Consider the following 25,041-nt stretch of genomic DNA (forward strand, 5'->3'; position numbering starts at 1 on the left):
TATTTTGCTTTGGCAGGCTATTTGTCGCTGCTGAGCTGGGTAATATTGTGGCAAGCTTACCTATCACCACACCCACATATTAACCCGCTAACGGCTGCGATCGGCTGGTGTATTCCGTTGCTACTACCTCTGAGAGGAATATTAGCCGGCAAACCGTATACCCACGCGTGGGCTAATTTTGTACTAATGTTGTATTTCCTGCACTCTTTGACCATTATCTATGTGGATCAGGGGGAAAGGTGGCTAGCCGTAATAGAGTTAGTACTTACTTTTGCTGCGTTTATTGGCAATATCCTTTACGCGAAATTTAAAGGGCGCGAACTGGGGCTGAAATTGCCAAAACTTTCTGAAGTAGAAAAGCAGGAAAAAAGTAAGTTTAACCAGAAGTAAAAGAAGAGCCACGCGGCTCTTCTTTTTTGATTTCATTCTATTCTAGTTAATCCACTCAAATCTCAATACTCTTTCAGGCTCTGGTGCCTCATTCGCATCTTCGGTTTCCATTGCCTCAGGAGAAGCCTCCTCGCTTGGAGCCACTGATTCATCTATGACCTCAGCTGCAATGTTCTCTTTTACCGGAACTTGTACCTGGTTCTGATTAGCTTCGATGCTCTCAGTCTCCTGAATAATAACATCTGAGTTATTAACTTCCAGCTCAGGCGCATCTTCTACATACTCTGGCTTATTAACCGGGAACGCCTGAAGCACTTCATTCTCAAAATCAAGCTCACTGGAAAGCAGGTGAACCTCAAAGCGAATAGTATCTCCTGTCACTTCTTCTACATAAACGGCTGCAACAGAGCGAAGTTGTTTTAACTTTTTCTCCATAGTGAAAAGGTGTTTGCATCACGAATGCCAGAAAATTCTACCGGAATTGCGCCAGATGATTCTCCTGAGCCGTTAATTGCATTCTTCTGAGCAAAGTAATTGGTCACCTGATCTACAACAGCTTCTAACGCTTGCGCCGATTGCCCGGATTCTGTACCGATTAATGGCTGAGCGGTTGATACTGCCAGCTTGTCAGGCTTTGAGTCATAGAGGGTCCAGCGAATATTGTCACGGCTGCCAAGGTTTTGTACTCTCAGTACTAACACCGCGTCAACTGGATAACGTGTACTTGCAACGCTCAATGGGTCAAGGAATCCTCCCCAGATATCTGTTGGAGAAATGGCTGTGACATCTTCAAAATCACCGACAGGTACTAAAATAGGTAAACCTCTCAGTGAAGAAAAATAACGAAGTTGATTCACAAACGGACTATTGGAGTTTTCCCAAAGAATATCTCGACCATAGCGCCCTTCCTCTACAACCCAAACAACAATACTCGGCCGTTCATCAGACCAGAACGGAAGTTGAGCCTGGGTAAGAAGAGATTGAATCTGTGGCGGGTTGAACACCATCTTCAAGGTTTGGTTGCCGGCCTGATCACCATAACCTATTTGAGACAAATAACTCGCTGCATTACGTTTTATCGCTTTTTGAACCACTTCATTTTTCGCAGCGTTTTTGTCTCCTGAAACTTTGATGATCACCTGCTCTAATCCTTCAGATCGAGCTTTCTGCTCTGCGTCAGCATCTTCAAGATCCAGCAACACCTCTGCACTAAATACATCGACTTTCGTTGTCGCTTGTGCAGGGAACACTAAAACAGCCAGCATTAATAAAGTAAAAATGCGCATATTGCCTCAATACAGATAGTTAAACTGATACGATGATAAGCAACTCTCGATAAGTGAGCAAGATAATACCCTGACTAGCAGACAGATTTTAAATAAGTTTAACCTTCCACTAACATAAAATGGCATTATAAAATTTTTATATTCATCACAAAAATTTTGATCTAGACACTAAAGCAAACGATTGCCAGGTGATAGAATCCCGCGAATTTTGTTTTATTGCTAACGGGAAGACGATCATGACTAACATAATTCAAGGCGCACAGATGCTGTTTGTGGCATTTGGTGCCCTGGTTCTGGTTCCACTGCTTACAGGGCTGGATCCAAACGTAGCCCTTTTCGGTGCTGGTGTGGGCACACTTTTATTCCAACTTATTACCCGCCGCTCGGTTCCTATCTTTCTTGCCTCTTCTTTCGCATTTATTGCACCTATTATGTACGGAGTACAAACCTGGGGTATCGCCGGAACTATGGGTGGCCTAATGGCAGCTGGTGCTGTGTATGTATTGCTCGGTGCTGTTATCCGCGCAAAAGGCGTTGCCATTATTCATAAACTACTTCCACCAGTAGTTGTTGGTCCGGTCATTATCGTAATTGGTCTTGGGCTTGCACCAGTTGCGGTTAATATGGCGTTGGGTAAAACTGGCGACGGCGCAGTTCAGCTTGTAGACGGTGATTTAGCACTTTGGATTTCTTGCGCTTCTCTGCTAACTACAATCGGAATCAGCGTATTTGCTAAAGGCTTCCTGAAACTGCTTCCTATTGTGGGTGGTATTCTGGTTGGCTACACCATGAGCCTGTTTATGGGTATTGTTGACTTTACTCCGGTAGCACAAGCGGCCTGGCTGGCAATGCCAAACTTCACAATGCCTGAATTTAACATCAACGCAATCCTATTTATGATTCCGGTTGCTATTGCTCCGGCAGTTGAGCACGTTGGTGATATGCTGGCTATTTCTCAGGTAACGGGTAAAGACTATCTTAAAAAGCCAGGACTTCACCGCACTATTGCTGGTGACGGGGTTGCAACTATGGCGGCGTCAATGGTCGGTGCTCCACCAAATACTACTTATAGTGAGGTAACTGGTGCTGTAATGCTAACTAAGGCATTTAACCCGGTTATCATGACCTGGGCAGCGGTAACTGCAATTGTACTGGCACTTGTTGGTAAGCTAGGCGCTATCCTGCAAACTATCCCTGTACCAGTGATGGGCGGTATCATGATCCTGCTGTTCGGTTCAATCGCTACTGTTGGTCTTAACACGCTAATTAAGAACAACGTCGACCTGCACAAGGCTCGTAACCTGGCAATCGTTGCGGTTACTCTGGTATTCGGTATCGGCGGCATGGCATTTGGTATCGGCGAGTTCAGCCTACAGGGCGTAAGTCTATGTGGTATCGTCGCTATCGTACTAAACCTGGTTCTTCCACACGATCTTGGCGAATCACAGGTAGTTGATAACGCACAAATCGACGAAGAGAACGCTTAAATTAGGTAAGTCAGGCAAGAATCGAACGTAGACACGCATGAACCCATCCCTGGGGCTCCGCTTTACCATCCATGGTAAAGAGGGTCTACTTATCGATACCTGCCTAACTAGCAACGTACAGAAAAAGAAGGGCTTGTTCAGCAGAACAAGCCCTTCTTTTTATTTGGTTTTTCTCGTTACCACGCTCCAGCGTGGTAATGCATATATCAATCAACGTTAACGCCTAATTCCAGCAATTCATACGTAACTTTAAAGTCCGGTATGCATTCCAACGCAGAGCATTGGAACGAGGGTAAGACGTAGAAATCACGCAATATGACGACGTAAATTCCAATTATTTATTTGGTGCCGAAGATCTTATCACCTGCATCCCCAAGACCAGGAACGATATAACCCTTATCATTCAGCTTCTCATCGATTGCCGCTGTGTATAGCTCAACATCCGGGTGTGCTTTTTCAAGAGCTTCGATACCTTCTGGAGCCGAAACAAGTACAAGTACTTTGATGTGCTGACAGCCTTTCTCTTTAAGAAGGTCGATGGTTGCGATCATTGAGCCACCAGTTGCTAGCATTGGGTCAACAACAAGTGCGATACGCTCATCGATGTTTGACGCTAGCTTGTTGAAGTATGGCACTGGCTCTAGCGTTTCTTCATCACGGTATACACCAACAACACTGATACGTGCACTTGGAATGTGTTCCAGAACACCATCCATCATGCCCAGACCAGCTCGAAGGATTGGCACTACTGTTACTTTTTTACCCTTGATCTGATCCACTTCTACAGGGCCGTTCCAGCCAGTGATAGTCACTTTCTCGGTTTCAAAGTCTGCTGTTGCTTCGTAAGTCAGAAGGCTACCTACTTCTGTTGCTAACTCACGAAAGCGCTTTGTGCTAATGTCTCCCTCACGCATTAAACCTACTTTGTGTTTAACTAGTGGATGCATCACTTCAACAACTTTCATCTTTCTCTCCGGCGAATTGAATTTAAACCGCATAATTATAACCCCAAGCAATATCAAGATGCGAGTTTCGCAAACGATTAATTGGTTTGAACGCCTGTAAAGTAAGCAAAACAATTTTCTTACGCAAACGTTTTCCTTTTTGGTTTATCTCGGTTAGAATTGCGCCGATTTTCAAATCCAAAATTTTATGACGAGGACTTCCCGTGAGTGGTAATAACACTTCTCTTAGCTATAAAGACGCTGGCGTAGACATTGATGCAGGTAACGCTCTGGTAGACAGAATCAAAGGTGTTGTAAAACGCACTCGCCGTCCTGAAGTAATGGGCGGTATTGGTGGCTTTGGCGCACTTTGTGAACTTCCTACGAAGTATAAAGAGCCAGTACTTGTTTCAGGTACTGATGGCGTAGGTACAAAACTTCGCCTTGCATTGGATATGAAAAAGCACGATACAATCGGTATCGACCTGGTTGCTATGTGTGTGAACGATTTGATTGTTCAGGGTGCAGAGCCACTATTTTTCCTCGACTACTATGCAACGGGCAAACTAGACGTAGATACAGCGGCAGACGTTGTTGCAGGTATCGGCGAAGGCTGTGTTCAGGCTGGATGTGCGCTAATCGGTGGTGAAACTGCTGAAATGCCTGGAATGTATGAAGGCGAAGACTACGATGTTGCTGGCTTCTGTGTTGGTGTAGTCGAAAAGGCAGACGTAATCGATGGTACTAAAGTTCAGGCAGGCGATGCGCTAATCGCCGTTGGTTCTAGTGGTCCACACTCAAACGGATACTCTCTGGTTCGCAAAATTATCGAAGTATCTGGTGCCGATCTGACTGAAGAACTAAATGGCCGTACTATTGGCGAACAGCTTCTTGAGCCAACTAAGATTTATATCAAATCTGCACTGAAGATGATTGCTGAGCACGATATTCACGCGATTTCTCATATCACTGGTGGCGGCTTCTGGGAAAATATTCCTCGCGTTCTTCCTGAAGGCACTAAAGCAGTAGTCGATGGTAAGAGCTGGGAATGGCCTGCAATCTTCAACTGGCTTCAGGAAAAAGGTAACGTTGAGACCTTCGAAATGTACCGTACCTTTAACTGTGGTGTAGGCCTTATCGTTGCTCTGCCAAAAGATCAGGCTGATGCAGCAGTAGAACTACTGAAAGCTGGAGGCGAAAATGCCTGGGTTATCGGCGAAATTGCAGATGCAAAAGACGGCGAAGAGCAGGTAGAGATCCTTTAATTAAGAGATCCAATTATCTATGAAAAAGATTGTTGTTCTTATCTCCGGGAATGGAAGCAACCTGCAGGCAATTATGGATGCCTGCGGGAACACTATAAAAAATGGACAGGTGTCGGCAGTATTTTCCAATAAAGCCGATGCTTACGGGCTTGAAAGAGCAAGAGCACAAGATATTGATGCGCACTCTCTGGAACCGAAGGATTTCGATTCCAGAGAAGATTTTGATCGTGCTCTGATGGAACAAATAGATAATTATCAACCTGATATCGTTGTTCTTGCCGGATATATGCGAATTCTGAGCAGTGAGTTTGTGAGCCACTATCTTGGTCGCATGGTTAATATCCACCCTTCTCTGTTACCTAAATACTCAGGCCTGAACACTCATCAAAGAGCAATCGATGCCGGCGATGAAGTGCATGGCACCTCGGTGCATTTTGTAACCGAGGAACTGGACGGCGGCCCTGTTATCCTTCAGGCTCAGGTGCCGGTTTATGAAGATGATGATGCTGAGGCTCTGAATGATCGTGTGCAGAGTCAGGAATATCGAATATATCCTCTGACGATTAACTGGTTCCTTCAGGATCGTCTGGTAATGGAAAACGGCAATGCCGTACTAGATGGGGCTATTTTAGGTCCGCAAGGTTACGCTACTGACTGACCAGTACCACCAAAAAGTAGATTTAAAAAAGCTGAGTTAATTCTCAGCTTTTTTGTGTTTATGTCCCGATTACAATGGCTCGGTCGGTGCCTGATTCCCAGGTTTGGGAGCAGCAAATGGAATGTCGTGTAACGCCTCAACATTGCTAGCTTGTAACTCACCAAAATGAAACAGGTTAAACTCTCCCGGCTTCATTCTCTGCCAGGTTTCGTTTCCGGTCAACGGCTGAGTAGCTACTACCGTTACTACATCATTTGGTGTCGTCTCTTCCTGAAAGTTCACTGTCATATCTTCATCCAGAAGTGTCGCTTTTCCAAATGGAGCCCGACGGGTTATCCAGTAGAGGTGATTGGTGCAAAATGTCATCACATACTCACCATCACTCAAGAGCATATTGAAGACACCGAGCTGCTTTAACTGCTCACAACACTCAGCGACAAACTTGAACATCTCCGTCATATCTTCCGGCGGCTGTGGATATCGCTCTTCTAGCTGGTTTAGCAACCAACAGAATGAAACTTCACTATCCGTATCACCCACAGGGCGAAAGCGGCCTGTTGCAAGGCTATCGTACCCGGTTAATTGTCCGTTATGAGCGAAAGTCCAGTAACGTCCCCATAGCTCCCTGGTAAAAGGGTGGGTGTTTTCGAGACTAACACCACCACGGTTAGCCTGCCTGATATGGCTAACAACCGCACAACTTTTTATCGGATAGTCAGTCACCAGCTCTGCAATTTTAGAACTGTAACTTGGATTTGGATCTTTAAAGGTTCTGAACCCTTTACCTTCATAAAAAGTGATCCCCCAGCCATCGCGATGGGGGCCGGTGTTGCCCCCTCGCTGCATCAGTCCAGAGAAGCTAAAACAGATATCGGTCGGCACATTTGCGCTCATACCGAGTAATTCACACATTTCTTGCTTTGCTCCTGAGACTTATGCAGCCATCTCTTTTTCGATTAGCTGAATAACAATATGGATGATTTTGATATGAACTTCCTGGATACGGTCAGCATAACCAAAGTGTGGTACACGGATTTCAATATCCGCACAACCAGCCATCTGGCCACCATCTTTACCAGTAAGGGCAATGGTCTTCATCCCTTTTTCTTTAGCGGCATCAATCGCTTTAAGTACGTTACCGGAGTTGCCTGAAGTTGAAATGCCCCAAAGCACATCACCTTTAGCGCCTACAGCCTCAACATAACGGGAGAATACATAGTCATAGCCGAAATCATTGCTTACACAAGACAGGTGGCTAGGATCAGAAATCGCAATACCTGGGTAACCCGGGCGGTTCTCGCGGTAGCGACCTGTTAGTTCTTCTGCGAAATGCATTGCGTCACAGTGCGACCCACCGTTACCACAAGAGAGTACTTTTCCCCCTTGCTTGAATGAATCAGCAATCATTTTTGCCGCAGCTTCGATTTGCTGGATATTGTGATCGTCACTTAGAAACTTATTTAGAACTTCAGCAGCTTCGTTAAGCTCAGCTTTAATCAAATCCTGGTACATGAATTATCTCTTCTTATATTAGTTAGGCATATAACATTGAGTTTAACTACAAACCTTAAATGGTGTCGATAATATTCTTTAAGGTTTAGGAGGAACATTTAATTGCATTTCTGGCTGAATAGCTCTGCGATAGCGCAATTTGCTTACAATAAACCAGATAACCAGCCCTAATAAGATCACCACCAGATTACCAATCAAAATCAGCAGCAAACTGTCCGTGCGAACTTCTTCACGGTCGCGCTGAATTCTTTCGATCTCAAGCTGTTTTTTCTTCTCTTCCTGTAGCTTAAGAAACTCTTCTGTGGTTTTTTCAACATCCACCTGAGCCATAACGCTAAAGCCAGACTCTGGAATATTAATCATTAACTCACGCTGAAATGCTCCTTCAGTCGCATAAACTGTTCCCTTCCATGTGTGCTTGCCTGGTGTTGGATCATTGGGAAGGAAGAACTCTGTAATCAGGCTATCTTCCGCTACGGTGCTTTGTGTAAGAATCTGGCGTTCATCTGGCGTGGTTTGCTCTATGTTCACGGCAAGAGACCCAGGCACCACCATACCTTGCTCGCCGGTAACGATCATATTATGACCTTTCTCGTCTTCGCGAGATTGAAGGAAGTTAACTGCAACCGGTGAGGGATAAACCAGGACATCCTGCTCTTCGACCCTTAGGAACACGCCGTTTTCAGTAGAAATTCTGGCGCGATATTTACCTGGTTCTACTGTCACCGGAAGATCAACTGTGAACACACCATCACCAGAGACTTCGTCTAATCCTTCTCCGTTATCTAAAAACCTGCCGAGTACAAACTTACTCGGTATCTGTTCTTCAGCTAATAGCTCCTCATCTTCGACAAAAGATCTGAACTCAACCTTCAGGGCAACCTTATTCAGGAACTCAGGGAGAAGTAAAGGCTTTCCGTTATGCAATAATCGGGCAGTAAATTTCAGGACTTCGTTCTGGTAGAGTCGTTTAGGAAATATATCAACGTCTAAAGAAACATCTGTAAGGAGTGTGATGTTATTGGCCGGAGTGACCTTACCTACCGCTTGCCAAGGTCCTGGCATAGGGTTAGTCACAGAAATGATGTCCATATCTGAATCAGAGTACCAGGACACATTATCAGGAAACTGCCAGACATAATATTTAACGCCATCCGGGCGGACGAGAATCACCGAGCGAGAGAGCTGTTCCCGGTGAATCATAAATGTAATTTGATCGATTCGAGGATCAACTCTGAAGCGGTTATCCAGTATCGAAAATGTCGATTCTTCTGTTTCAGCAATTGAAAAAGCACTTGCCAGTAAGCCAAGTACCAAACACAGAATCCTCAACATAGTTGCTCCTCTTGATTACTGCCTCCAGAGACAGTTTCCGCCTTTTTCTACAATATCCAAACGCTTATGATGCTCTTCTAGTTCATCGGCAGATGCCCTTAAAACCTTTAGAGCTTTTCTTCCTGCAACGGCGCGTTTTATCATTTCGGAACCAGCATCACCACCTGACTGCGATTGCGCGTTAAACTGCAGTGATGTTTGCCCACCTGTCATCAACAGATAAACATCAGCTAGGATCTCGGCATCGAGCAATGCTCCGTGGAGGGTTCGGTGCGAGTTATCTATGCCATACCGGTCACACAAAACATCAAGGTTGTTTCGTTTGCCAGGGAAGATTTTCTTCGCCATGGCCAATGTATCGGTGACCTTACAGTACTTATCCGTCGTACCAATCGATGGATCCAGCTTTGAAAACTCGTAATCCATAAAGCCGGTATCGAAGGGCGCGTTGTGAGCAACGAGTTCTGCCCCATCGATAAACTCAAGAAACTCTTTATGAATATCAGCATATATTGGCTTATCGGTAAGAAATTCATCGGTTATACCGTGGACTTCTATTGCGTCTGGCTGGATTTCCCTATCTGGCTTTATGTAACAGTGAAAGTGCCTGCCGGTAAGCTTACGGTTAACTATCTCTACCGCACCAATTTCAATGATCCTGTGCCCCATATAATGCGGGCCGCCTTCTCTGTTCATACCGGTTGTTTCGGTATCGAGAACCACTATTCTATCGTGCTGTAAATTGCTGCTGGTATTCATATTGGTATATGTGTAAGACTATATTGATTGTGTTTTACTAAATGATATCAAATCATGACAAAACTGGTTGAAGTTTTCACCGACGGTTCTTGCCTGGGAAATCCCGGCCCCGGCGGTTATGGCATTGTACTCAGATATAAGCAAACTGAGAAACAGATTGCTAAAGGTTTTCGCTTAACAACAAATAACCGTATGGAGATGATGGCGGCCGTCGTTGCATTGCGAACCCTAAAAGAACCGTGTCACGTCGTTCTTACCACAGATAGCCAATATGTTCGTCAGGGTATTACTCAGTGGATTCATAACTGGAAAAAGCGTGGCTGGAAAACAGCGGATAAAAAACCTGTAAAAAACGCCGACCTATGGAAAGAGTTAGATGCAGAAACTGCACGCCATCAGGTTGACTGGAAGTGGGTAAAAGGCCACGCAGGTCATAGAGAGAACGAAATCTGTGACGAAATTGCTCGCGCTGCTGCTGAATCCCCTACTGAAGAAGATACGGGCTATGAGGCTCAGGCTTAATGCATATTGATTTCTTGGGGTAGCTCTACCCCGAACTTTTGCTCACCGATTCGGTAATTCAATCCCACAGTAGATAGTTTTCGCTTTAACTTCCAGTGTGGTTTTATCGGTTTCAACGGATAAGTCCTCTTTCTGGCAACAATAAAATATAAACTGCCAAAGCAGGTGGACCACTCTCCAAGGCTATTTTCCAACCATGTCCAGAATGGGTGTTTCATAGGGAATACCGCATACTTGTCGCAATGTACGACTTCGTAGTTAAGTAAACCAAGCCAGTCCCGAATTCTGTTTGGTGTAAACATTCTTCCACTCCATGGAAGATTGTTCTTCCTCCACGGCATAAAGCTAGCCACTCCTGTAAAGCTAATGGGATTAAAACCCGTAATAACAAGATACCCATCATCCACCATTACCCGATCAACTTCCCTGAGCAAACGGTGAGGGTCATTGCAGTAATCAAGCTGGTGAGCCAGGAGAACAACATCAATACTCTTCTCCAGAAACGGCAAATAATAAGCATCGGCAACAATATTTCGTAAAGGATTCACAATATCCAGACTAACCTGGTGTTGAATGTTGCACGTACAACTGGCAATCTCACAACTTAACCCACCAAGTTTAAGCATGTGATAACCAAATAGCTTCGGACACCACTCATCTAACCGGGTTTGAATCGACTCAGATACCCAGTTGCCATTTTTTAGTTGCTGCCATGAGTGAGGCTGTTTGATTTTCCGTGACGTACGAGCTGGTTTCATTAATACCTCAACAATTTGCTGGAGAGCGAAATATGTTAACCATCAAAAGCATACCTGCATTTAACGATAATTACATCTGGCTGATTCACAATAGCACAGAAGCATGCGCGGTTGTTGACCCTGGAGATGCAGCGCCAGTGCTTAGTTATATTGAAGAGCATGGTTTAACGCTGGAGGCTATTCTACTCACTCACCATCACAATGATCATACTGGTGGTGTCGCTGCCCTGCATCGCGCTTTCCCTCAGGTAAAAATCGTTGGCCCTAAGAATGACGCGATCGCAAACCTTACTCATAGTATGTCTGAAGGGGACCAACTTTCCCTGTTTGACGTTACATTTTCTGTGTTAGACCTGCCGGGACACACCAACGGACATATCGGTTTTTTCGGCGACAACAAACTGTTTTGCGGAGATGTTCTGTTTTCCGCAGGCTGTGGCAGAATCTTTGAAGGAACAACGGAGCAGATGTTTGATTCGGTAAACAAGATTTCTGCCTTACCAGATTCAACCGAAATCTACTGCGCTCATGAATACACAGCTTCAAATATCGTATTTGCACTCGCGGCCGAGCCTGATAACAGACAACTGCAACTATACCGGGATGAAGTACAACAACTGCGTTCTCAGCAAAAATCGACCATTCCAACCTCTCTGTTGCGCGAAAAAAGCGTTAATCCGTTTCTTCGGACAACGGAGCCCACTATCATCCAATCTGTCAGTAATCGTACTAAAGACAACTCTCCAATTGAGATCTTTGCAGCATTACGACAATGGAAAAACGATTTTTGATGGCTATCGACTTGTCTGCTGTTACTGCTAGAAGTATTATCACTGGCTATTTTTTACAAAGGTGTTAGTAAATGAAACGAGTGTTTAGTTGGGCTCTTCTGCTGTTTTTAGCAGGTTGCCAGACGACCCAACAAGATAGTGTCGCAACTGATGAGATGAACCCTATTTCGTCCTCAGTTGAGGAAACTACGGCTAGTAGTAAAGAAGAGCCAACTGAAGAGACGCTCAATTCATCTGCTGTTAGTGCTGTTGATAAACAACCAGAGGCCACCCCCTGGAATCAGGAAGATATTTGGAACCGCATTGGTATGCAGCTCAACATGCCAATACCGGAACAGAAGAAAGTCGATTACTACCGCAACTGGTATATCAAACACCCCAACCACCTAAGAGCAGTATCCCAACGCGCAGAGTCGTTCTTATACCTCATCGTTGAAGAGATTGAAAACCGTCACCTTCCTCTGGAGCTAGCGCTTCTTCCTATCGTTGAAAGTTCATTCGACCCATTCGCCTATTCCCATGGCAGCGCAGCTGGCTTATGGCAGTTTGTACCGGGAACAGGACGTATGTATGGGCTGGATCAGAACTACTGGTACGACGGCCGAAGAGACGTAAAAGCAGCCACAAGCGCGGCACTTGACTACCTTGAGAGTTTAAACAAGAGATTTGAAGGAAACTGGAACCATGCTATTGCCGCCTATAACAGTGGTGGTGGAAGAGTTTCCCGCGCGATTAGGAAAAATGTAAACGCAGGTAAGCCCACCGATTTTTTCTCATTGGATCTCCCTAAAGAAACCAGTGGATATGTGCCTAAGCTGCTTGCGCTGGCTGACATTGTAAAGAATCAGGAAAAATATGGTGTAGCGATCCCACCAATTGCCAACAAGCAGGTTGTTGAACAGGTTGACCCTGGAGAGCAACTAGATATCGCAGTAGCCGCGGCTTATGCCGGAATGACAGTAGGCGACCTACAAAAACTTAATCCTGCATACAACCAATGGGCGACACCACCAGAAGGCCCTCACTATTTTCTGCTGCCACTAGAGAGAACGGATGTTTTTGCCGCAAAAGCGGAAGAAAATCGAGGTAAAGGTGTTCGCGTGGTTCGCTATAAAGTGAAGTCAGGCGACTCACTGAGTGTCATTGCTAAAAAACACAAAACCACCAGCGATACCATCCGTACCGTGAACAACCTCAACGGGAGCTTTATCCGTGCAGGACAGCACCTGATGATTCCTGTATCAAGTAAAGGCGATGATGCTTATGTATTCAGCGCACAAAATCGCCTTCAGAAGACGCAGTCTGTTGCTCGTGGAAAGTACAAAGTAACTCATACTGTATCTAAAGGTGATAGTTTGTGGACTATCGCGCGTAAACATAAGGTTTCACACCAGTCTTTGGCAAAGTGGAACGGAATGGGTCCAAGAGATACTCTTCGCATTGGTCAGAAGTTGGTAATATGGAAGAACGGCAGCGAGGGCTCTATCATTCGCACTGTTCATTACAAGGTTCGCAACGGTGATACTTTAAGTGGTATCGCTAGCAAGTTCCGGGTTAAAACCGCTGACATCGTTAAATGGAATAATCTGAACAAGAGCAGATATATTAAGCCAGGCCAGCAAATTAAGCTTTATGTTGATGTCACTAAGGTAAGTGTATGATTGTCCCCTCTCGTAATCCTTTAATTATGATGCTCGATATTTTTCGGGCACCTATGTCTTGCTTCTCTGCTTTGTACCAAAGAGGAATGTGGGGCTGGATTATTTATATCATTCTTATTTTAAGCCCTTTTGCTTTCTGGGGGTCGTATTTCGATATTGTCGATTTTGAATGGCTTAAGTCTAACATGACACAGCAACTGGCTATCGTGGCTCCGGACCAAATCGATCTACTTGATAAAGACACCCTTATGGCGAGCGAAATATTGGGTGATATCTTTAACCGTACTATTGTTATCGCTCTGCTTGCCTTTTGGTTTTTACTGGCGACGAAACCTAGCCAGTACAACTTCGGCTACTGGAAATGGCTAGGGGCAAGCTCGGTTATTCTGTTCCCTGCGGTTCTGGGAGATTTTGCAAGCTATGTAAGCCTTTTGGTTAATCATGGACAGGTGATGTCATACGCAGCGGATTTGAATAGCCTTAATGGCTTGCTCAAGCTACCAATGACAAGTGAATGGTCTGCTTTTGCCAGCTCACTACCTCTGTTACTACCCTGGTATATTGTTTTGAGCTATTCAGCAATTGGCGCATGGACCGAGTTTAACAAGACACAAGCGCTAAAAATTGCTGTTTTACCCTGGGTCAGCTTCTACCTATTCTGGGGGCTTTCCATCGCTTTGTTTTAAGAAGCACTGCCTTGTTTAAGAAACGCTGTCTTGTTTAAAAGCAAAGCCTCAAAGCGTCGAATCCGTTCTGAATTGAACCAGGATAGGATTATGGTCAGAAGCGTCCGTTACGGGCGCTTTTGCTTTAATAAGCGTTAGGTTTTTATAGTAGACATGATCCAGAGGCAATCCATTGATAAAGGTCTTTCTGTTATCGGGAGTGTAAACAACCTCCTTTAACTGAAGAGCCGCAGCAATATTTTCCAGCTCTTTCAGCCGCTCTCCACTCCAGGTGTTAAAGTCTCCAGCCAGAATCAGTGGCCCCTGATGCTTGCTCACCGCCTGTTTCAGCACTTCAAGCTGTCTGTGGAACGTCTCTGTGCCAATAGTAAAGTTAACAGCATGCACGTTAATCACAGCAAGCTCCTGGCCATTATTCAGAGGATAACGAGTATAGAGCGCGGATTTTGGCAATCTGAGAAGCGGTTCTTTCTCAATGTATGCACAGGCCTGTTGGGGCAAGCTAGCAGATAAGCTAATTACCCCTGCACTGGTATCAAAAACATCAAAAGCCCTCACCAGATTGCTATCCCAGTTCCTCGAAGCGATCCACTCCTTAAGATCATCGGTAAGGCTCGCCTCCTGCAACAACAGTAATTGTGCATTATTAGCGTATGTCGAAAGCTTCTCTAATGCCGTATCACGGTTTTGCTTGTAGATATTCCATACCAGTAGATTAATGGCACCATCTTCATCCAGAGGTTTTGTCCGAATATTACCAGAGCACTGTTTAGTTTCGCTCCAGTTAGAGTCATGCTGAACCAAAAGAGAGGCTTGCTCAGGGACTTCAAATACTATCTGGAAAGCTGAAAATACAGTAACCAGAATAATTGCGAAAAATAGGGAAGCTTGTATCAGGCGTTTTTTCATTACTTGGACTTACTGAAAAGAGAAAGCCCGGTAAATCCGGGCTTTTTTGAATATTGGTAACGCTGTTAGATTGCGTCTTCGTCTTCTTCACCAGTACGAATACGAATAACACGTTCAACATTGGTCACGAAAATCTTACCATCACCAATCTTGCCAGTCTGAGCAGTTTCGATAATAGTATCGATACATTGATCAACCACGTCCTGGTTCACAACAATTTCCAGCTTAACCTTTGGCAGGAAGTCGACCATGTATTCCGCACCGCGATAAAGCTCGGTGTGTCCTTTCTGACGACCAAAGCCTTTAACTTCTGAAACTGTCATACCAGTTATGCCAACTTCCGCAAGCGCTTCACGTACGTCATCAAGCTTAAACGGCTTGATAATGGCTTCAATTTTTTTCATCTTAATCCCTTAATCTACAACTTATCGCACTATTATTGCTGAAATCTGTTGATTAGCCAATAGTACCAGCCAACTGTTCTCACTATTAGCGAGCATATTACTTCATGCTAGAATAGTAAGCCGCAACGTTTTCAATATCCTGATCACTTAGCATTGAAGCCTGAGGTTGCATTAGCACTGCAAGGCCACCATTTCGCTCTTTGGCTTTGTATGCTTTTAGAGACGAAATAATGTACTGCTCATTCTGGCCCTTAAGATTAGGATATCCAGGAATAACAGCGATACCATCAGCTCCATGACACGCCGCACAGATCATGGCTTTAGCTTTACCGGCTTCAGCGTCTCCGGCTGCCAGTGCAGAACCGCTTAGCATACATAATCCAATCATTGCTCCAGTTGTTAGTACCTTCATTGCTATCTTCCTTTTTGCTTCATTTTGCTTTATTCAAGAGCCTTAACTCATTGATTCGTTTTATTCCATACTAATTCACAATCATTGCCGCTAAAAGCTTTATCTACAAATAATCCGACTACTGCAGCAACTCTATCATTGACCATCAAAATAGGTATACGGCGTCTTTGCCAACTTGGAACACCATATTCCTGAAATAATTTTTTCAGACTTCGACTATGTCCCCTTTCGCATGGATGTGCTGATAATCCTTCAGGATCAAATGCGACCCATAGCTTTTCATCCCCTATAGGTAACCTGACAGATCCGCCTTGTTCATGACTCTTTACTTCAAAAGTACCTAAATCATCAGGAAGAGTGACTCTTTCATTTAAAATCACATCACAGTGCCATTCAGAAATATCACTACTCCTAGGCACCATATAGATTCGATTTTTATAACGACGTAGTTCACCAGAAGCGTAATTTAACCTTGGATTTGCATCTTCTTTTGCAAGTGCGACTTCTGTCCAGACTTTCTCAAGCTGCTTCTGAGATGGCATCAGCCACCCGCTCCTGGACAGCCACATGCGAATTAACTGATTTCTTGCCAACGTACTTTGGTTAGCTAAATATTCAATCGATAGACCAAGATCTTCAGACATCATGCTTCCCAGACGTTCTGCTAGTAGCTCCTCAATCAAAAGCTCTTGTTGTGAACACAGGTCTGCACTTCTGGAAATAGCATTCTCGATATGAGGCCAGCGCTGCTTAAGAGACGGGACGATATTATTGCGCAGAAAGTTTCTATCATACTTATCGTCAGTATTGCTTTCGTCCTCAACCCATTCCAGATTACGTTCATTTGCATAGCGAACAATCTCCTCTCTGGAACATTGCAGTAATGGCCTGAGTATGCGCCCCTTTTCAAAAGAGGAGATATCAGGCATTGATGATAAGCCTTTGGGACCACTACCCCGCTTTAATGCTAATAAAAACGTTTCTGTTTGATCCGATAGGTGCTGCCCGGTAAGAAGCGTATCACCCTCAAAGATATGCTGACCAAGAGCCAGGTAACGCTTATCTCTGGCTTCCTGCTCGATACTTATCTGGCTACCTAGCTCTAGATTTACGTACTCAGTGGTTAAAGGAATATTAGACTCCTGACACCAGTTTTGGCACTTTTCTACCCAGCTATCAGCATTGGCACTCAAACCATGGTGTACATGAACAGCTAAATAATTATTGCGAGGATTATTCTGCTTATATTCAGATAAAAGCTGAAGCATAACCCTAGAGTCCACTCCCCCGCTAAGTGCAAGCACTACGGTTTTACCACGCTGGTGATAGGAGTCCAGTACTGAAGAAAAAGTGGAATAAAGCAAAATTACCTCAATAAAAAAGCGAGCCATAATGACTCGCTTTATTCTATATGAATATGTGCCTGACAGTCATCGACTGTAGGGAGATGAATTAACAGTAACCGTAATCCATCAGGCGCTGGTAACGGCGTTCCAAAAGCGTCTCATTGTCGAGTACTGATATTGCATCCAGCTGCATGGTCAGTATTTCTTTCATGTTCTGTGCCATCTGAACAGGGTCGCGATGAGCGCCACCTAGCGGCTCTTCAATAATCTCATCAATCAAGCCTAGCTCTTTTAGACGAGGAGCAACAAGACCCATAGCTTCTGCAGCCTGCGGTGCTTTATCTGAATCACGCCATAGGATAGAAGCACAACCTTCAGGCGAGATAACAGAGTAAGTTGAATACTGCAGCATGTTAACAAAATCACCAACACCGATAGCTAAAGCACCACCTGAGCCGCCTTCACCAACCACATTACAGATAACAGGTACACTCAGGCCCGCCATCACTTTAAGGTTTTTAGCAATCGCTTCAGACTGGCCACGCTCTTCAGCACCAACACCAGGGTATGCACCAGCCGTATCAATAAAGGTGATGATTGGCATCTTAAAACGCTCTGCGGTTTCCATCAGGCGTAGAGCCTTACGGTAACCTTCTGGCTTAGGCATACCAAAGTTACGAATCACTTTTTCTTTGGTTTCACGACCTTTTTGATGACCGATAACCATTACTGGTCGGCCATTTAGTCTCGCCATGCCGCCAACAATAGCTTTGTCGTCAGCGTAGGCTCTGTCGCCTGCCATTTCTTCAAACTCTGTAAATACGTGCTCGATATAGTCGAGTGTATATGGACGCTGAGGATGACGAGCTAGTTGAGCAACCTGCCATGCACCAAGGTCGCTAAAAATCTTCTTCTTTAGCTCAAGACTTTTGTCTTCCAGCTGACGAATTTCTTTGTCCAGATCAACAGAAGCATCGCCACCATGGCGAGAAACATCTCTAAGCGCTTCAATCTTTGCTTCAAGTTCAGCGATAGGCTTTTCAAATTCTAAAAGTTTAAGCTCATCTATGAATCCTTAGTTATTCAGTTGTTACGCCGTTCCACTGCTTTGGGCTTCAGGCCACAACAACTGGATTTTAGTTAAATTCGAGTTCTACCTGGCCTTTGCCAAGCAGCTGTTTTAAATCATCTAGTAGTGCATCATTCGGCGTTACACGCCATTCTGCGCCAAGAGCGAGTCGAGCTCGCGCATCCGGACGCTGATAATAAACATTTACCGGTACAGTACCGGCTCTGTGGGGTTCTATTATTGAACTAAATCGTTCAAAAAATTGTTCGTCTATCTGAGATTGTTCAATCGAAATAGATAAACTTCTCGCGAATTTCTCACGAGCTTCCCCAATATCTAACACTTCGCGGGCGGACATTTTAAGCCCACCATTGAAGTCATCAAAGCTGACCTGTCCGGAAACGACCAAAATTCTGTCTTTTTCTAACAATTCTGCGTACTTATCCAGAGCATCAGAGAATAACATCACTTCCATTCTGCCCGAACGGTCATCCAGTGTCATTATTCCGATTCGGGTTCCACGCTTAGTTGTCATCACTCTAGCAGCAATAACTAAGCCAGACAGTGTTACTGACTGGTCACGCCTTGTTGGCGTTGCATCTTTTAATCGACAACTAGTGTACTTATTTAGTTCCTTCAGATAAGCATTTATCGGGTGTCCAGTCAGATAAAGCCCCAAAGTTTCGCGTTCACCCTCCAGCCAGACCTTTTCCGGCCATGCAGGAACCTGGGCGTATTTTTGCTCGACTTCATCTGGTGCTTCAGTCAGAACACCAAACATATCGCCCTGACCAAACGCTTCTGCCTGATGATGCTGGCCTGCTGCTTTTACCGCGTCATCCAATGATGCCATCATAGCCGCACGGTGCGGACCAAGTCTGTCGAGTGCACCAGCCTGAATAAGCTTTTCTATAACTCGCTTATTCACCTTTTTAAGATCGATACGAGCACAGAAATCGAACAGGTCTTTAAAGTGTCCGTCTCTATTTCGGGCTGCAATTATGGTCTCAATTGGACCTTCGCCAACGCCTTTGATCGCACCGATGCCATATACTACAGCGCCAGTCTCATCAACATTAAAACGATACAGACCTGCGTTAATATCCGGCGGCAGTACTTTCAGTCCCATGCGGATACACTCGTCAACAAGCCCTACGACTTTTTCCGGTGTTATCCATATCTGCGGTCATTACCGCTGCCATAAACTCGGCTGGATAGTGTGTTTTTAGCCACAGCGTCTGGTAAGAAACCAATGCATAGGCAGCAGAGTGCGATTTGTTGAAACCGTAGCCCGCAAACTTTTCTACCAGATCGAAGATCTTCATAGCCAGTTCGCCGTCTACACCGTTCTTAATCGCACCTTCTTCGAAAACTGCACGCTGCTTTGCCATCTCCTCTGGCTTTTTCTTACCCATCGCACGACGAAGCATATCCGCTCCACCCAGAGTGTAGCCTGCAAGGATCTGAGCAATCTGCATTACCTGCTCCTGATACAGGATAATCCCGTATGTCGGATCGAGTGTTTCTTTCAGCGATTCATGCTGCCAGGTTTCATCCGGATAAGAGATAGCTTCACGGCCATGCTTACGGTCGATAAAGTTATCTACCATGCCCGATTGAAGAGGCCCCGGACGGAAAAGGGCTACCAGTGCGATGATATCTTCGAAACAGTCCGGCTGAAGGCGCTTAATCAGCTCCTTCATACCACGGGATTCGAGCTGGAATACCGCTGTGGTTTCTGAGTTTTGCAGGATTCTAAACGATGCAGGATCATCAAGAGGAATAGATTCAATACGAACCGGATCTAGCCCCTCTTTAGCCAGCCTTGGGTTAATCAGGCCCAAAGCCCAGTCGATAATGGTTAGCGTACGAAGACCAAGGAAGTCAAACTTAACCAGACCAGCGGTTTCTACGTCGTTTTTATCGAACTGAGTTACCGGGAAGTTACCTTCCGCATCACAGTAAATAGGCGCAAAGTCAGTAATCGTAGTTGGCGAGATAACCACACCACCAGCGTGTTTACCAGCGTTTCGGGTAACTCCTTCCAGAATGCGGCACATATCGATGAGTTCTTTTACTTCCTCATCAGCTTCATAAACTTCTGGTAATTGTGGTTCAGCTTTGAACGCTTTTTCCAGCGTCATGCCCGGATCTGGTGGCACAAGCTTAGAGATCCTGTCCACAAAGCCGTATGGGTGACCAAGAACACGGCCAACATCGCGAATTACCGCTTTCGCCGCCATAGTACCGAAGGTGATGATCTGCGATACCGCATCACGCCCATACATTTCTGCTACGTGGTCGATTACCTGATCTCGCTTATCCATACAGAAATCGACATCGAAGTCGGGCATGGATACACGTTCCGGGTTAAGGAATCGTTCGAAAAGAAGATCGTATTCCAGCGGATCCAGATCGGTAATCTTTAGCGCATACGCCACAAGAGAACCGGCACCAGAGCCTCGACCTGGCCCTACGGGTACATCATTGTCTTTTGACCACTGGATAAACTCCATTACGATAAGGAAGTAACCAGGGAATCCCATGTTGTTGATTACTTCGAGCTCTATCTGTAGACGCTCATCATACTCAGGGCGACGCTTTGCTCTTTCCTCTGCATCAGGGAAAAGGAATTCTAATCGCTCTTCCAGTCCCTCTTCTGATTTCTTGATAAGGAACTCAGTCTCTTCCATTCCTTCTGTCGGGAAGGCGGGAAGGAAGTATTCGCCAAGGCGCACGGTTACATTGCATCGCTTAGCGATTTCTACGCTGTTTTCTAATGCTTCGGGAATATCAGAGAAGAGCTCACACATCTCTTCTTCGCTACGAAGGTACTGCTGTGGGCTGTAATTTTTTGGACGTCTTGGATCTTCTAGCGTGTAGCCATCATGAATAGCTACACGAATTTCGTGCGCATCGAATTGCTCTTCGGTAAGGAAAACAACTTCGTTAGTTGCTACAACGGGCAACTCTGCCTTCTCTGCCAACTCTAACGCGAAATGCAGATAGCTCTCTTCGTCGGCGCGGCCTGTTCGGGTTAGCTCTAGATAAAAACGATCAGCAAAATGTTCCTGATAAAAGGCAACACATTTATCCACTAAAGGCTGGTTACCTTTGAGTAGCGCTTTACCTATTTCACCACTTTTACCACCGGATAGGAGGATAATTCCTTCACTATGGTTAACTAACCACTGCTTATCGATAACAGGCTGATGCTGGACATGTCCACGCTGATACGCTTCTGAGATAAGAAGGGTCAGGTTGTTATAACCTTTGTTATCCGCTGCCAGAACAGTAATTTTGGTAAGCTCTTCACCAAAGTCTTCTGATTGCATGGTGAAGTCCGCACCGATAATCGGCTTAACACCCGAACCGTGCGCGGTATTGTAGAACTTCACCAGGCCGCACAGGTTGGTAAAGTCTGTCAGAGCCATTGCTGGCATTCCAAGCTCAGCAACTTTTTTACCAGAGGAGGCACTTTAGACAGGCCGTCTACCATGGAGAAGTCACTATGAACCCGGAGGTGGATAAATTTAGGATCTGACATTAATTTATAAACTCAATTGGCTTTTCATTCTTCAACACTGCGTTCTGAAAACAAGCTACCCTTTCACCTGTAACCTGTAACCTGTAACCTGTAACCTGTAACCTACTCTAAACCTAAAGCCTTTTTAACCGGCTTAAAGCTTTTACGATGTTCATCAATAACACCGTGCTTCTCGATTGCTTCGAAGTGCGCTTTGGTTGGGTAACCTTTATGCTTTGCGAATCCGAATTCAGGATGCTTTTTATCTAGCTCTTCCATCTCCTGATCGCGAATGACTTTAGCAATAATAGATGCAGCACTGATTTCAGCAACCCTCAAGTCGCCTTTTACTACTGCTTCGCCATTCATTGCAAGTTCTGGAACGCGGTTACCATCAATCAATACGTAATCAGGTTGAAGCATCAATCCTTCAACGGCTCTTTGCATCGCCAGCATAGTAGCATGCAAGATATTGAGTTCATCTATCTCAGTAGGAGAACATCGACCAACCGACCAGGCTAACGCTTTTTCCTGAATTTCAGGGAAAAGAGCCATACGCTTTTTTCTGATAGCTTTTTCGAATCAGTCAGGCCTTCAATTGGGTTGTTCGGGTCAAGAATAACTGCTGCCGTTACAACATCCCCAACCAGTGGCCCACGCCCCACTTCGTCTACACCCGCAAAATATGAGTATCCCACGGGATATTCAAATGGTGGTAGTTCCTGAAGCGCTTTTTTTGTTCTGGTTTTAGTCATTATATTTTCCGATTAACTTAAGAACCGCTTTCGCTGCTTGCTTGTCAGCATCCTTTTTTAACCAGTGGTGCATCTCGGTAAACTTATCTGTCATTTCACTCGTATCGCTATTGAGCAACCTCTCCGTTTCAGCAAACAGGTTTTCAGGGTTACACTCATCCAACAGATATTCTTTCACCAGCATCCTTTCCGACAGTATATTCGGCAAAGAAACAAATTTAGTTTTCACGAGTCGCTTCGCAATAAAGGCTGTAATTGGGTTTACATTGTACGCCACAACCATAGGACGATTAATCAGCATACATTCAAGAGCCACTGTCCCGGAAGCAAGCAGAACAGCGTCAGAGGCTTTAATTACATTGCTTGCCGTCCCATCAACAAGGACAAAGTTGAGATTAGGTGCAATGGCTTTCCATGTTTCTTCAAACTGAGCCCGGCGCTTATCATTTACCAGAGCGACGACAAAGCCAAGTTCAGGGTATTTTACATTTAGCTTTCTACAAGTTTCGATAAAGGGCTCTGCCAATAACTTTAACTCGGAGCCGCGACTACCCGGTAAAACAGCCAGCCACTTTTTATCTTGTTCCAACCCCAGGACATCACGCGCTTCAACTTTGCTGTTTTCTAAAGGAATAGCATCTGCCAGCGTATGCCCAATGAACTCACATGGAACATTGAATTTGTCACAGAAGGTCTTTTCGAAGGGAAGAAAAGCTAAAACCAGATTGGTGGCTTCCTTGATCTTGAATATTCGTTTCTGTCGCCATGCCCATACCGAGGGGCATACATAATGGACTGTTTTGATTCCGGCTTTTTTGAGATCTTTTTCGACTCGCAAGTTAAAGTCTGGTGCATCAATGCCTATAAACACATCTGGTGGGTTTTGAGTATAGTGTTTTATCAGCTCTGCTTTAACTTTCAGTAAACGCGGTAGGCGACCTAGTACCTCGACAATCCCCATTACAGCCAGCTCTTCCATATCAAACAGAGACTGGCAACCCTGAGCTATCATTTTCGGCCCGCCAATACCGACAAACTCAGTATCGGGATAAATTGCCTTTATCTCTTTGATAAGGCCTTCGCCAAGTGTATCGCCGGACAATTCACCTGCGATAATACCTATACGGATAGGTTTTCTCATTATGAGTCCTTATTGACGAAAAAAAGATCGCCACCTGATGGCAACGATCTTTTTAATCAGTAATACAGATAACGATTAGCGGATAATGCCACGTTCCGATCTTTCTAGCATTTCACTAAAGCGGCCAACTGCAGGACACTCTTTAGCCATCTCTTCAAGTACGGGTTTAACTTCCTCGAGAGTATTACCAGAACGATAGATCTCTTTGTATGCGCGGCGAAGCACTCGCAACTCAGACTTCTCGAAGCCATTACGTTGCAAACCAACCAAATTTAAACCAAATGGTTTGGCGTGGTTACCTTGAGCCAGCACATAAGGAAGAACATCCTGAACCACTGCTGAACAGCCACCGATATATGCATACGCACCAACTTCGCAGAAAGGATGGATAGCTGACAGCGCCATAACGCCAGCATAGTCACCAACCGTTACGTGTCCACCCAGGATAGCGTTATTACCAATATGGGTACCATTCCCAACAATACAGTCGTGCGCAATGTGAGCGTTCACACAAAGCAGGTTGTCGTCACCGATAACCGTTTGCGCTTTGTCCTGTGTTGTACCTCGGTGGATTTGAACACTTTCACGAATTACATTTCGATCGCCAATAATGACTTTGGTATCTTCACCACCGTATTTCTTGTCCTGATTCTCTTCACCTACAACGGCGAAAGGGAAAATACGGTTTTCTTTGCCGATTTTCGTGTTGCCTTTGATCACAACGTGAGACATCACTTCAGTGTCATCGCCAATCTCTACACCACTAGTGATATAGGTAAAAGGCCCCACCGTAACATTGGCACCAATGATAGCGCCCTCATCTACCACCGCGGCCGGGTGGATTTGAGCGGTTTCATGAATCATATTAAATTTCTCGACGTGCACATTTCAGCTCAGCAGAACACACTACTTCACCGTCTACTTTCGCTATACCATTAAACATCGCAATACCGCGACGCTCTTTAACCAATTCAACTTCAAGAACTAATTGATCACCTGGTACAACTGGTTTTCGGAATTTTGCATTGTCTACTCCAGCAAACAGGTAAAGCTCATTGTCTGCAGCAGCACCAAAACTGGCAAAGCCTAATAACCCGGTTGCCTGAGCCATTGCTTCAAGAATCATTACACCAGGGAATATTGGAAGTCTTGGGAAGTGACCAGTAAACTGAGGTTCGTTAACCGAAATATTTTTAATTGCTACAAGGTATTTACCTTCTTCATAGTCTGTTACTCGGTCAACCAGCAGAAATGGATAGCGGTGAGGAAGCAGTTCCCTGATTTTAGTGATATCCATTGTTTTCTTTTCAGTAGTCAAAGCCATATTCCTATAAAGTCTTCAATTCAATTGTTGGGGATTATAGTCGAAAAAGGTCCGCGTTTTGCAGACCTTTTATAAAAAAATGCATATGAGCAGCGTTTTAT

24 protein-coding genes and 2 pseudogenes are annotated in these 25,041 nt (G+C 44.9%); 8 read left to right on the forward strand and 18 right to left on the reverse strand.

Annotated features, from left to right (window positions below):
- Window positions 1–21: 21 nt before the first annotated feature.
- Window positions 22–390 (forward strand): DUF2069 domain-containing protein, encoded by a 369-nt coding sequence (locus P7F88_RS23335; RefSeq protein ID WP_338405576.1) that lies wholly within the window; start codon window positions 22–24, stop codon window positions 388–390.
- A 42-nt stretch (window positions 391–432) separates the two neighbouring features.
- Here the strand turns inward: P7F88_RS23335 and P7F88_RS23340 are convergent, their stop codons facing one another.
- Window positions 433–825, reverse strand: a complete 393-nt coding sequence (locus P7F88_RS23340; protein WP_277828784.1) for a hypothetical protein — start codon at window positions 823–825, stop codon at window positions 433–435.
- Window positions 810–1,676 carry a DUF2066 domain-containing protein gene (locus P7F88_RS23345; protein ID WP_277828786.1) on the reverse strand — a complete coding sequence of 289 codons (867 nt, stop codon included), beginning with the start codon at window positions 1,674–1,676 and terminating at the stop codon, window positions 810–812. Before P7F88_RS23345 ends, P7F88_RS23340 begins: the two co-directional genes overlap by 16 nt.
- A 236-nt stretch (window positions 1,677–1,912) precedes the next feature.
- On the opposite strand from P7F88_RS23345, the gene P7F88_RS23350 reads away from it, so the two are divergent.
- Window positions 1,913–3,163: a uracil-xanthine permease family protein gene (locus P7F88_RS23350; RefSeq protein ID WP_277828787.1), complete on the forward strand. Its 1,251-nt coding sequence runs from the start codon at window positions 1,913–1,915 to the stop codon at window positions 3,161–3,163.
- A 338-nt stretch (window positions 3,164–3,501) separates the two neighbouring features.
- On the opposite strand, the gene upp is transcribed toward P7F88_RS23350, so the two are convergent.
- Window positions 3,502–4,128: a uracil phosphoribosyltransferase gene (upp, locus tag P7F88_RS23355; protein WP_277828789.1), complete on the reverse strand. Its 627-nt coding sequence runs from the start codon at window positions 4,126–4,128 to the stop codon at window positions 3,502–3,504.
- A 203-nt stretch (window positions 4,129–4,331) separates the two neighbouring features.
- Here upp and purM point away from each other — a divergent pair, with 203 nt between their 5' ends.
- Both purM and purN read left to right on the forward strand, forming a co-directional pair.
- Window positions 4,332–5,372 (forward strand): phosphoribosylformylglycinamidine cyclo-ligase, encoded by a 1,041-nt coding sequence (gene purM, locus P7F88_RS23360; RefSeq protein WP_277828791.1) that lies wholly within the window; start codon window positions 4,332–4,334, stop codon window positions 5,370–5,372.
- A gap of 19 nt (window positions 5,373–5,391) precedes the next feature.
- Window positions 5,392–6,030 carry a phosphoribosylglycinamide formyltransferase gene (purN, locus tag P7F88_RS23365; protein ID WP_277828793.1) on the forward strand — a complete coding sequence of 213 codons (639 nt, stop codon included), beginning with the start codon at window positions 5,392–5,394 and terminating at the stop codon, window positions 6,028–6,030.
- 69 nt (window positions 6,031–6,099) lie between these two features.
- On the opposite strand, the gene P7F88_RS23370 is transcribed toward purN, so the two are convergent.
- From P7F88_RS23370 to dnaQ, 4 genes are all read right to left on the reverse strand, one after another.
- Window positions 6,100–6,942: a class II glutamine amidotransferase gene (locus P7F88_RS23370; RefSeq protein WP_277828795.1), complete on the reverse strand. Its 843-nt coding sequence runs from the start codon at window positions 6,940–6,942 to the stop codon at window positions 6,100–6,102.
- Window positions 6,943–6,963: 21 nt separating this feature from the next.
- Window positions 6,964–7,542, reverse strand: coding sequence for a D-sedoheptulose 7-phosphate isomerase (lpcA, locus tag P7F88_RS23375; RefSeq protein WP_277828796.1), 579 nt, complete (start codon window positions 7,540–7,542; stop codon window positions 6,964–6,966).
- A 78-nt stretch (window positions 7,543–7,620) separates the two neighbouring features.
- Window positions 7,621–8,877 (reverse strand): TIGR03503 family protein, encoded by a 1,257-nt coding sequence (locus tag P7F88_RS23380; protein ID WP_277828798.1) that lies wholly within the window; start codon window positions 8,875–8,877, stop codon window positions 7,621–7,623.
- 15 nt (window positions 8,878–8,892) lie between these two features.
- Window positions 8,893–9,636 (reverse strand): DNA polymerase III subunit epsilon, encoded by a 744-nt coding sequence (dnaQ, locus tag P7F88_RS23385; protein WP_277828800.1) that lies wholly within the window; start codon window positions 9,634–9,636, stop codon window positions 8,893–8,895.
- Between the two features lie 54 nt (window positions 9,637–9,690).
- Between dnaQ and rnhA the strand changes: the two genes are divergently transcribed.
- On the forward strand, window positions 9,691–10,158 hold the full coding sequence (rnhA, locus tag P7F88_RS23390; RefSeq protein WP_277828801.1) for a ribonuclease HI: 468 nt from the start codon (window positions 9,691–9,693) through the stop codon (window positions 10,156–10,158).
- Here the strand turns inward: rnhA and P7F88_RS23395 are convergent.
- Window positions 10,155–10,916 carry a class I SAM-dependent methyltransferase gene (locus P7F88_RS23395; RefSeq protein WP_277828802.1) on the reverse strand — a complete coding sequence of 254 codons (762 nt, stop codon included), beginning with the start codon at window positions 10,914–10,916 and terminating at the stop codon, window positions 10,155–10,157. The genes rnhA and P7F88_RS23395 overlap by 4 nt on opposite strands.
- Window positions 10,917–10,948: 32 nt before the next feature.
- Between P7F88_RS23395 and gloB the strand changes: the two genes are divergently transcribed.
- From gloB to P7F88_RS23410, 3 genes are all read left to right on the forward strand, one after another.
- The gene (gene gloB / locus P7F88_RS23400) at window positions 10,949–11,707 is read left to right on the forward strand and encodes a hydroxyacylglutathione hydrolase (RefSeq protein ID WP_277828803.1); all 759 of its coding nucleotides are present in this window, start codon (window positions 10,949–10,951) and stop codon (window positions 11,705–11,707) included.
- Window positions 11,708–11,778: 71 nt separating this feature from the next.
- Window positions 11,779–13,368 carry a LysM peptidoglycan-binding domain-containing protein gene (locus P7F88_RS23405; RefSeq protein WP_277828804.1) on the forward strand — a complete coding sequence of 530 codons (1,590 nt, stop codon included), beginning with the start codon at window positions 11,779–11,781 and terminating at the stop codon, window positions 13,366–13,368.
- On the forward strand, window positions 13,368–14,054 hold the full coding sequence (locus P7F88_RS23410) for a YIP1 family protein (protein ID WP_277829263.1): 687 nt from the start codon (window positions 13,368–13,370) through the stop codon (window positions 14,052–14,054). Before P7F88_RS23405 ends, P7F88_RS23410 begins: the two co-directional genes overlap by 1 nt.
- Before the next feature lie 48 nt (window positions 14,055–14,102).
- Here the strand turns inward: P7F88_RS23410 and P7F88_RS23415 are convergent, their stop codons facing one another.
- From P7F88_RS23415 to fabZ, 10 genes and pseudogenes are all read right to left on the reverse strand, one after another.
- A complete protein-coding gene (locus tag P7F88_RS23415) occupies window positions 14,103–14,963 on the reverse strand; it encodes an endonuclease/exonuclease/phosphatase family protein (RefSeq protein WP_277828805.1) in 861 nt (286 codons plus the stop codon).
- 65 nt (window positions 14,964–15,028) lie between these two features.
- Window positions 15,029–15,367 (reverse strand): nitrogen regulatory protein P-II, encoded by a 339-nt coding sequence (glnB, locus tag P7F88_RS23420; RefSeq protein WP_277828806.1) that lies wholly within the window; start codon window positions 15,365–15,367, stop codon window positions 15,029–15,031.
- A gap of 97 nt (window positions 15,368–15,464) precedes the next feature.
- A complete protein-coding gene (locus P7F88_RS23425; RefSeq protein ID WP_277828807.1) occupies window positions 15,465–15,779 on the reverse strand; it encodes a c-type cytochrome in 315 nt (104 codons plus the stop codon).
- A gap of 47 nt (window positions 15,780–15,826) precedes the next feature.
- Window positions 15,827–17,170, reverse strand: a complete 1,344-nt coding sequence (gene tilS, locus P7F88_RS23430) for a tRNA lysidine(34) synthetase TilS (RefSeq protein ID WP_277828808.1) — start codon at window positions 17,168–17,170, stop codon at window positions 15,827–15,829.
- 61 nt (window positions 17,171–17,231) lie between these two features.
- Window positions 17,232–18,194, reverse strand: a complete 963-nt coding sequence (gene accA / locus P7F88_RS23435) for an acetyl-CoA carboxylase carboxyl transferase subunit alpha (protein WP_277829264.1) — start codon at window positions 18,192–18,194, stop codon at window positions 17,232–17,234.
- Between the two features lie 67 nt (window positions 18,195–18,261).
- Window positions 18,262–21,741, reverse strand: a pseudogene (dnaE, locus tag P7F88_RS23440) (DNA polymerase III subunit alpha).
- Window positions 21,742–21,843: 102 nt separating this feature from the next.
- Window positions 21,844–22,475, reverse strand: a pseudogene (gene rnhB / locus P7F88_RS23445) (ribonuclease HII).
- On the reverse strand, window positions 22,468–23,616 hold the full coding sequence (gene lpxB / locus P7F88_RS23450; RefSeq protein WP_277828809.1) for a lipid-A-disaccharide synthase: 1,149 nt from the start codon (window positions 23,614–23,616) through the stop codon (window positions 22,468–22,470). The pseudogene rnhB and the gene lpxB overlap by 8 nt, the downstream one beginning before the upstream one ends.
- Window positions 23,617–23,691: 75 nt before the next feature.
- The gene (lpxA, locus tag P7F88_RS23455; protein WP_277828810.1) at window positions 23,692–24,480 is read right to left on the reverse strand and encodes an acyl-ACP--UDP-N-acetylglucosamine O-acyltransferase; all 789 of its coding nucleotides are present in this window, start codon (window positions 24,478–24,480) and stop codon (window positions 23,692–23,694) included.
- Between the two features lies 1 nt (window position 24,481).
- Window positions 24,482–24,934, reverse strand: a complete 453-nt coding sequence (gene fabZ / locus P7F88_RS23460) for a 3-hydroxyacyl-ACP dehydratase FabZ (protein ID WP_277828811.1) — start codon at window positions 24,932–24,934, stop codon at window positions 24,482–24,484.
- Between the last annotated feature and the right edge of the window lie 107 nt (window positions 24,935–25,041).

The sequence above is a fragment of the Vibrio hannami genome (assembly GCF_029589055.1).
Classification (GTDB): Bacteria; Pseudomonadota; Gammaproteobacteria; order Enterobacterales; family Vibrionaceae; genus Vibrio; species Vibrio hannami.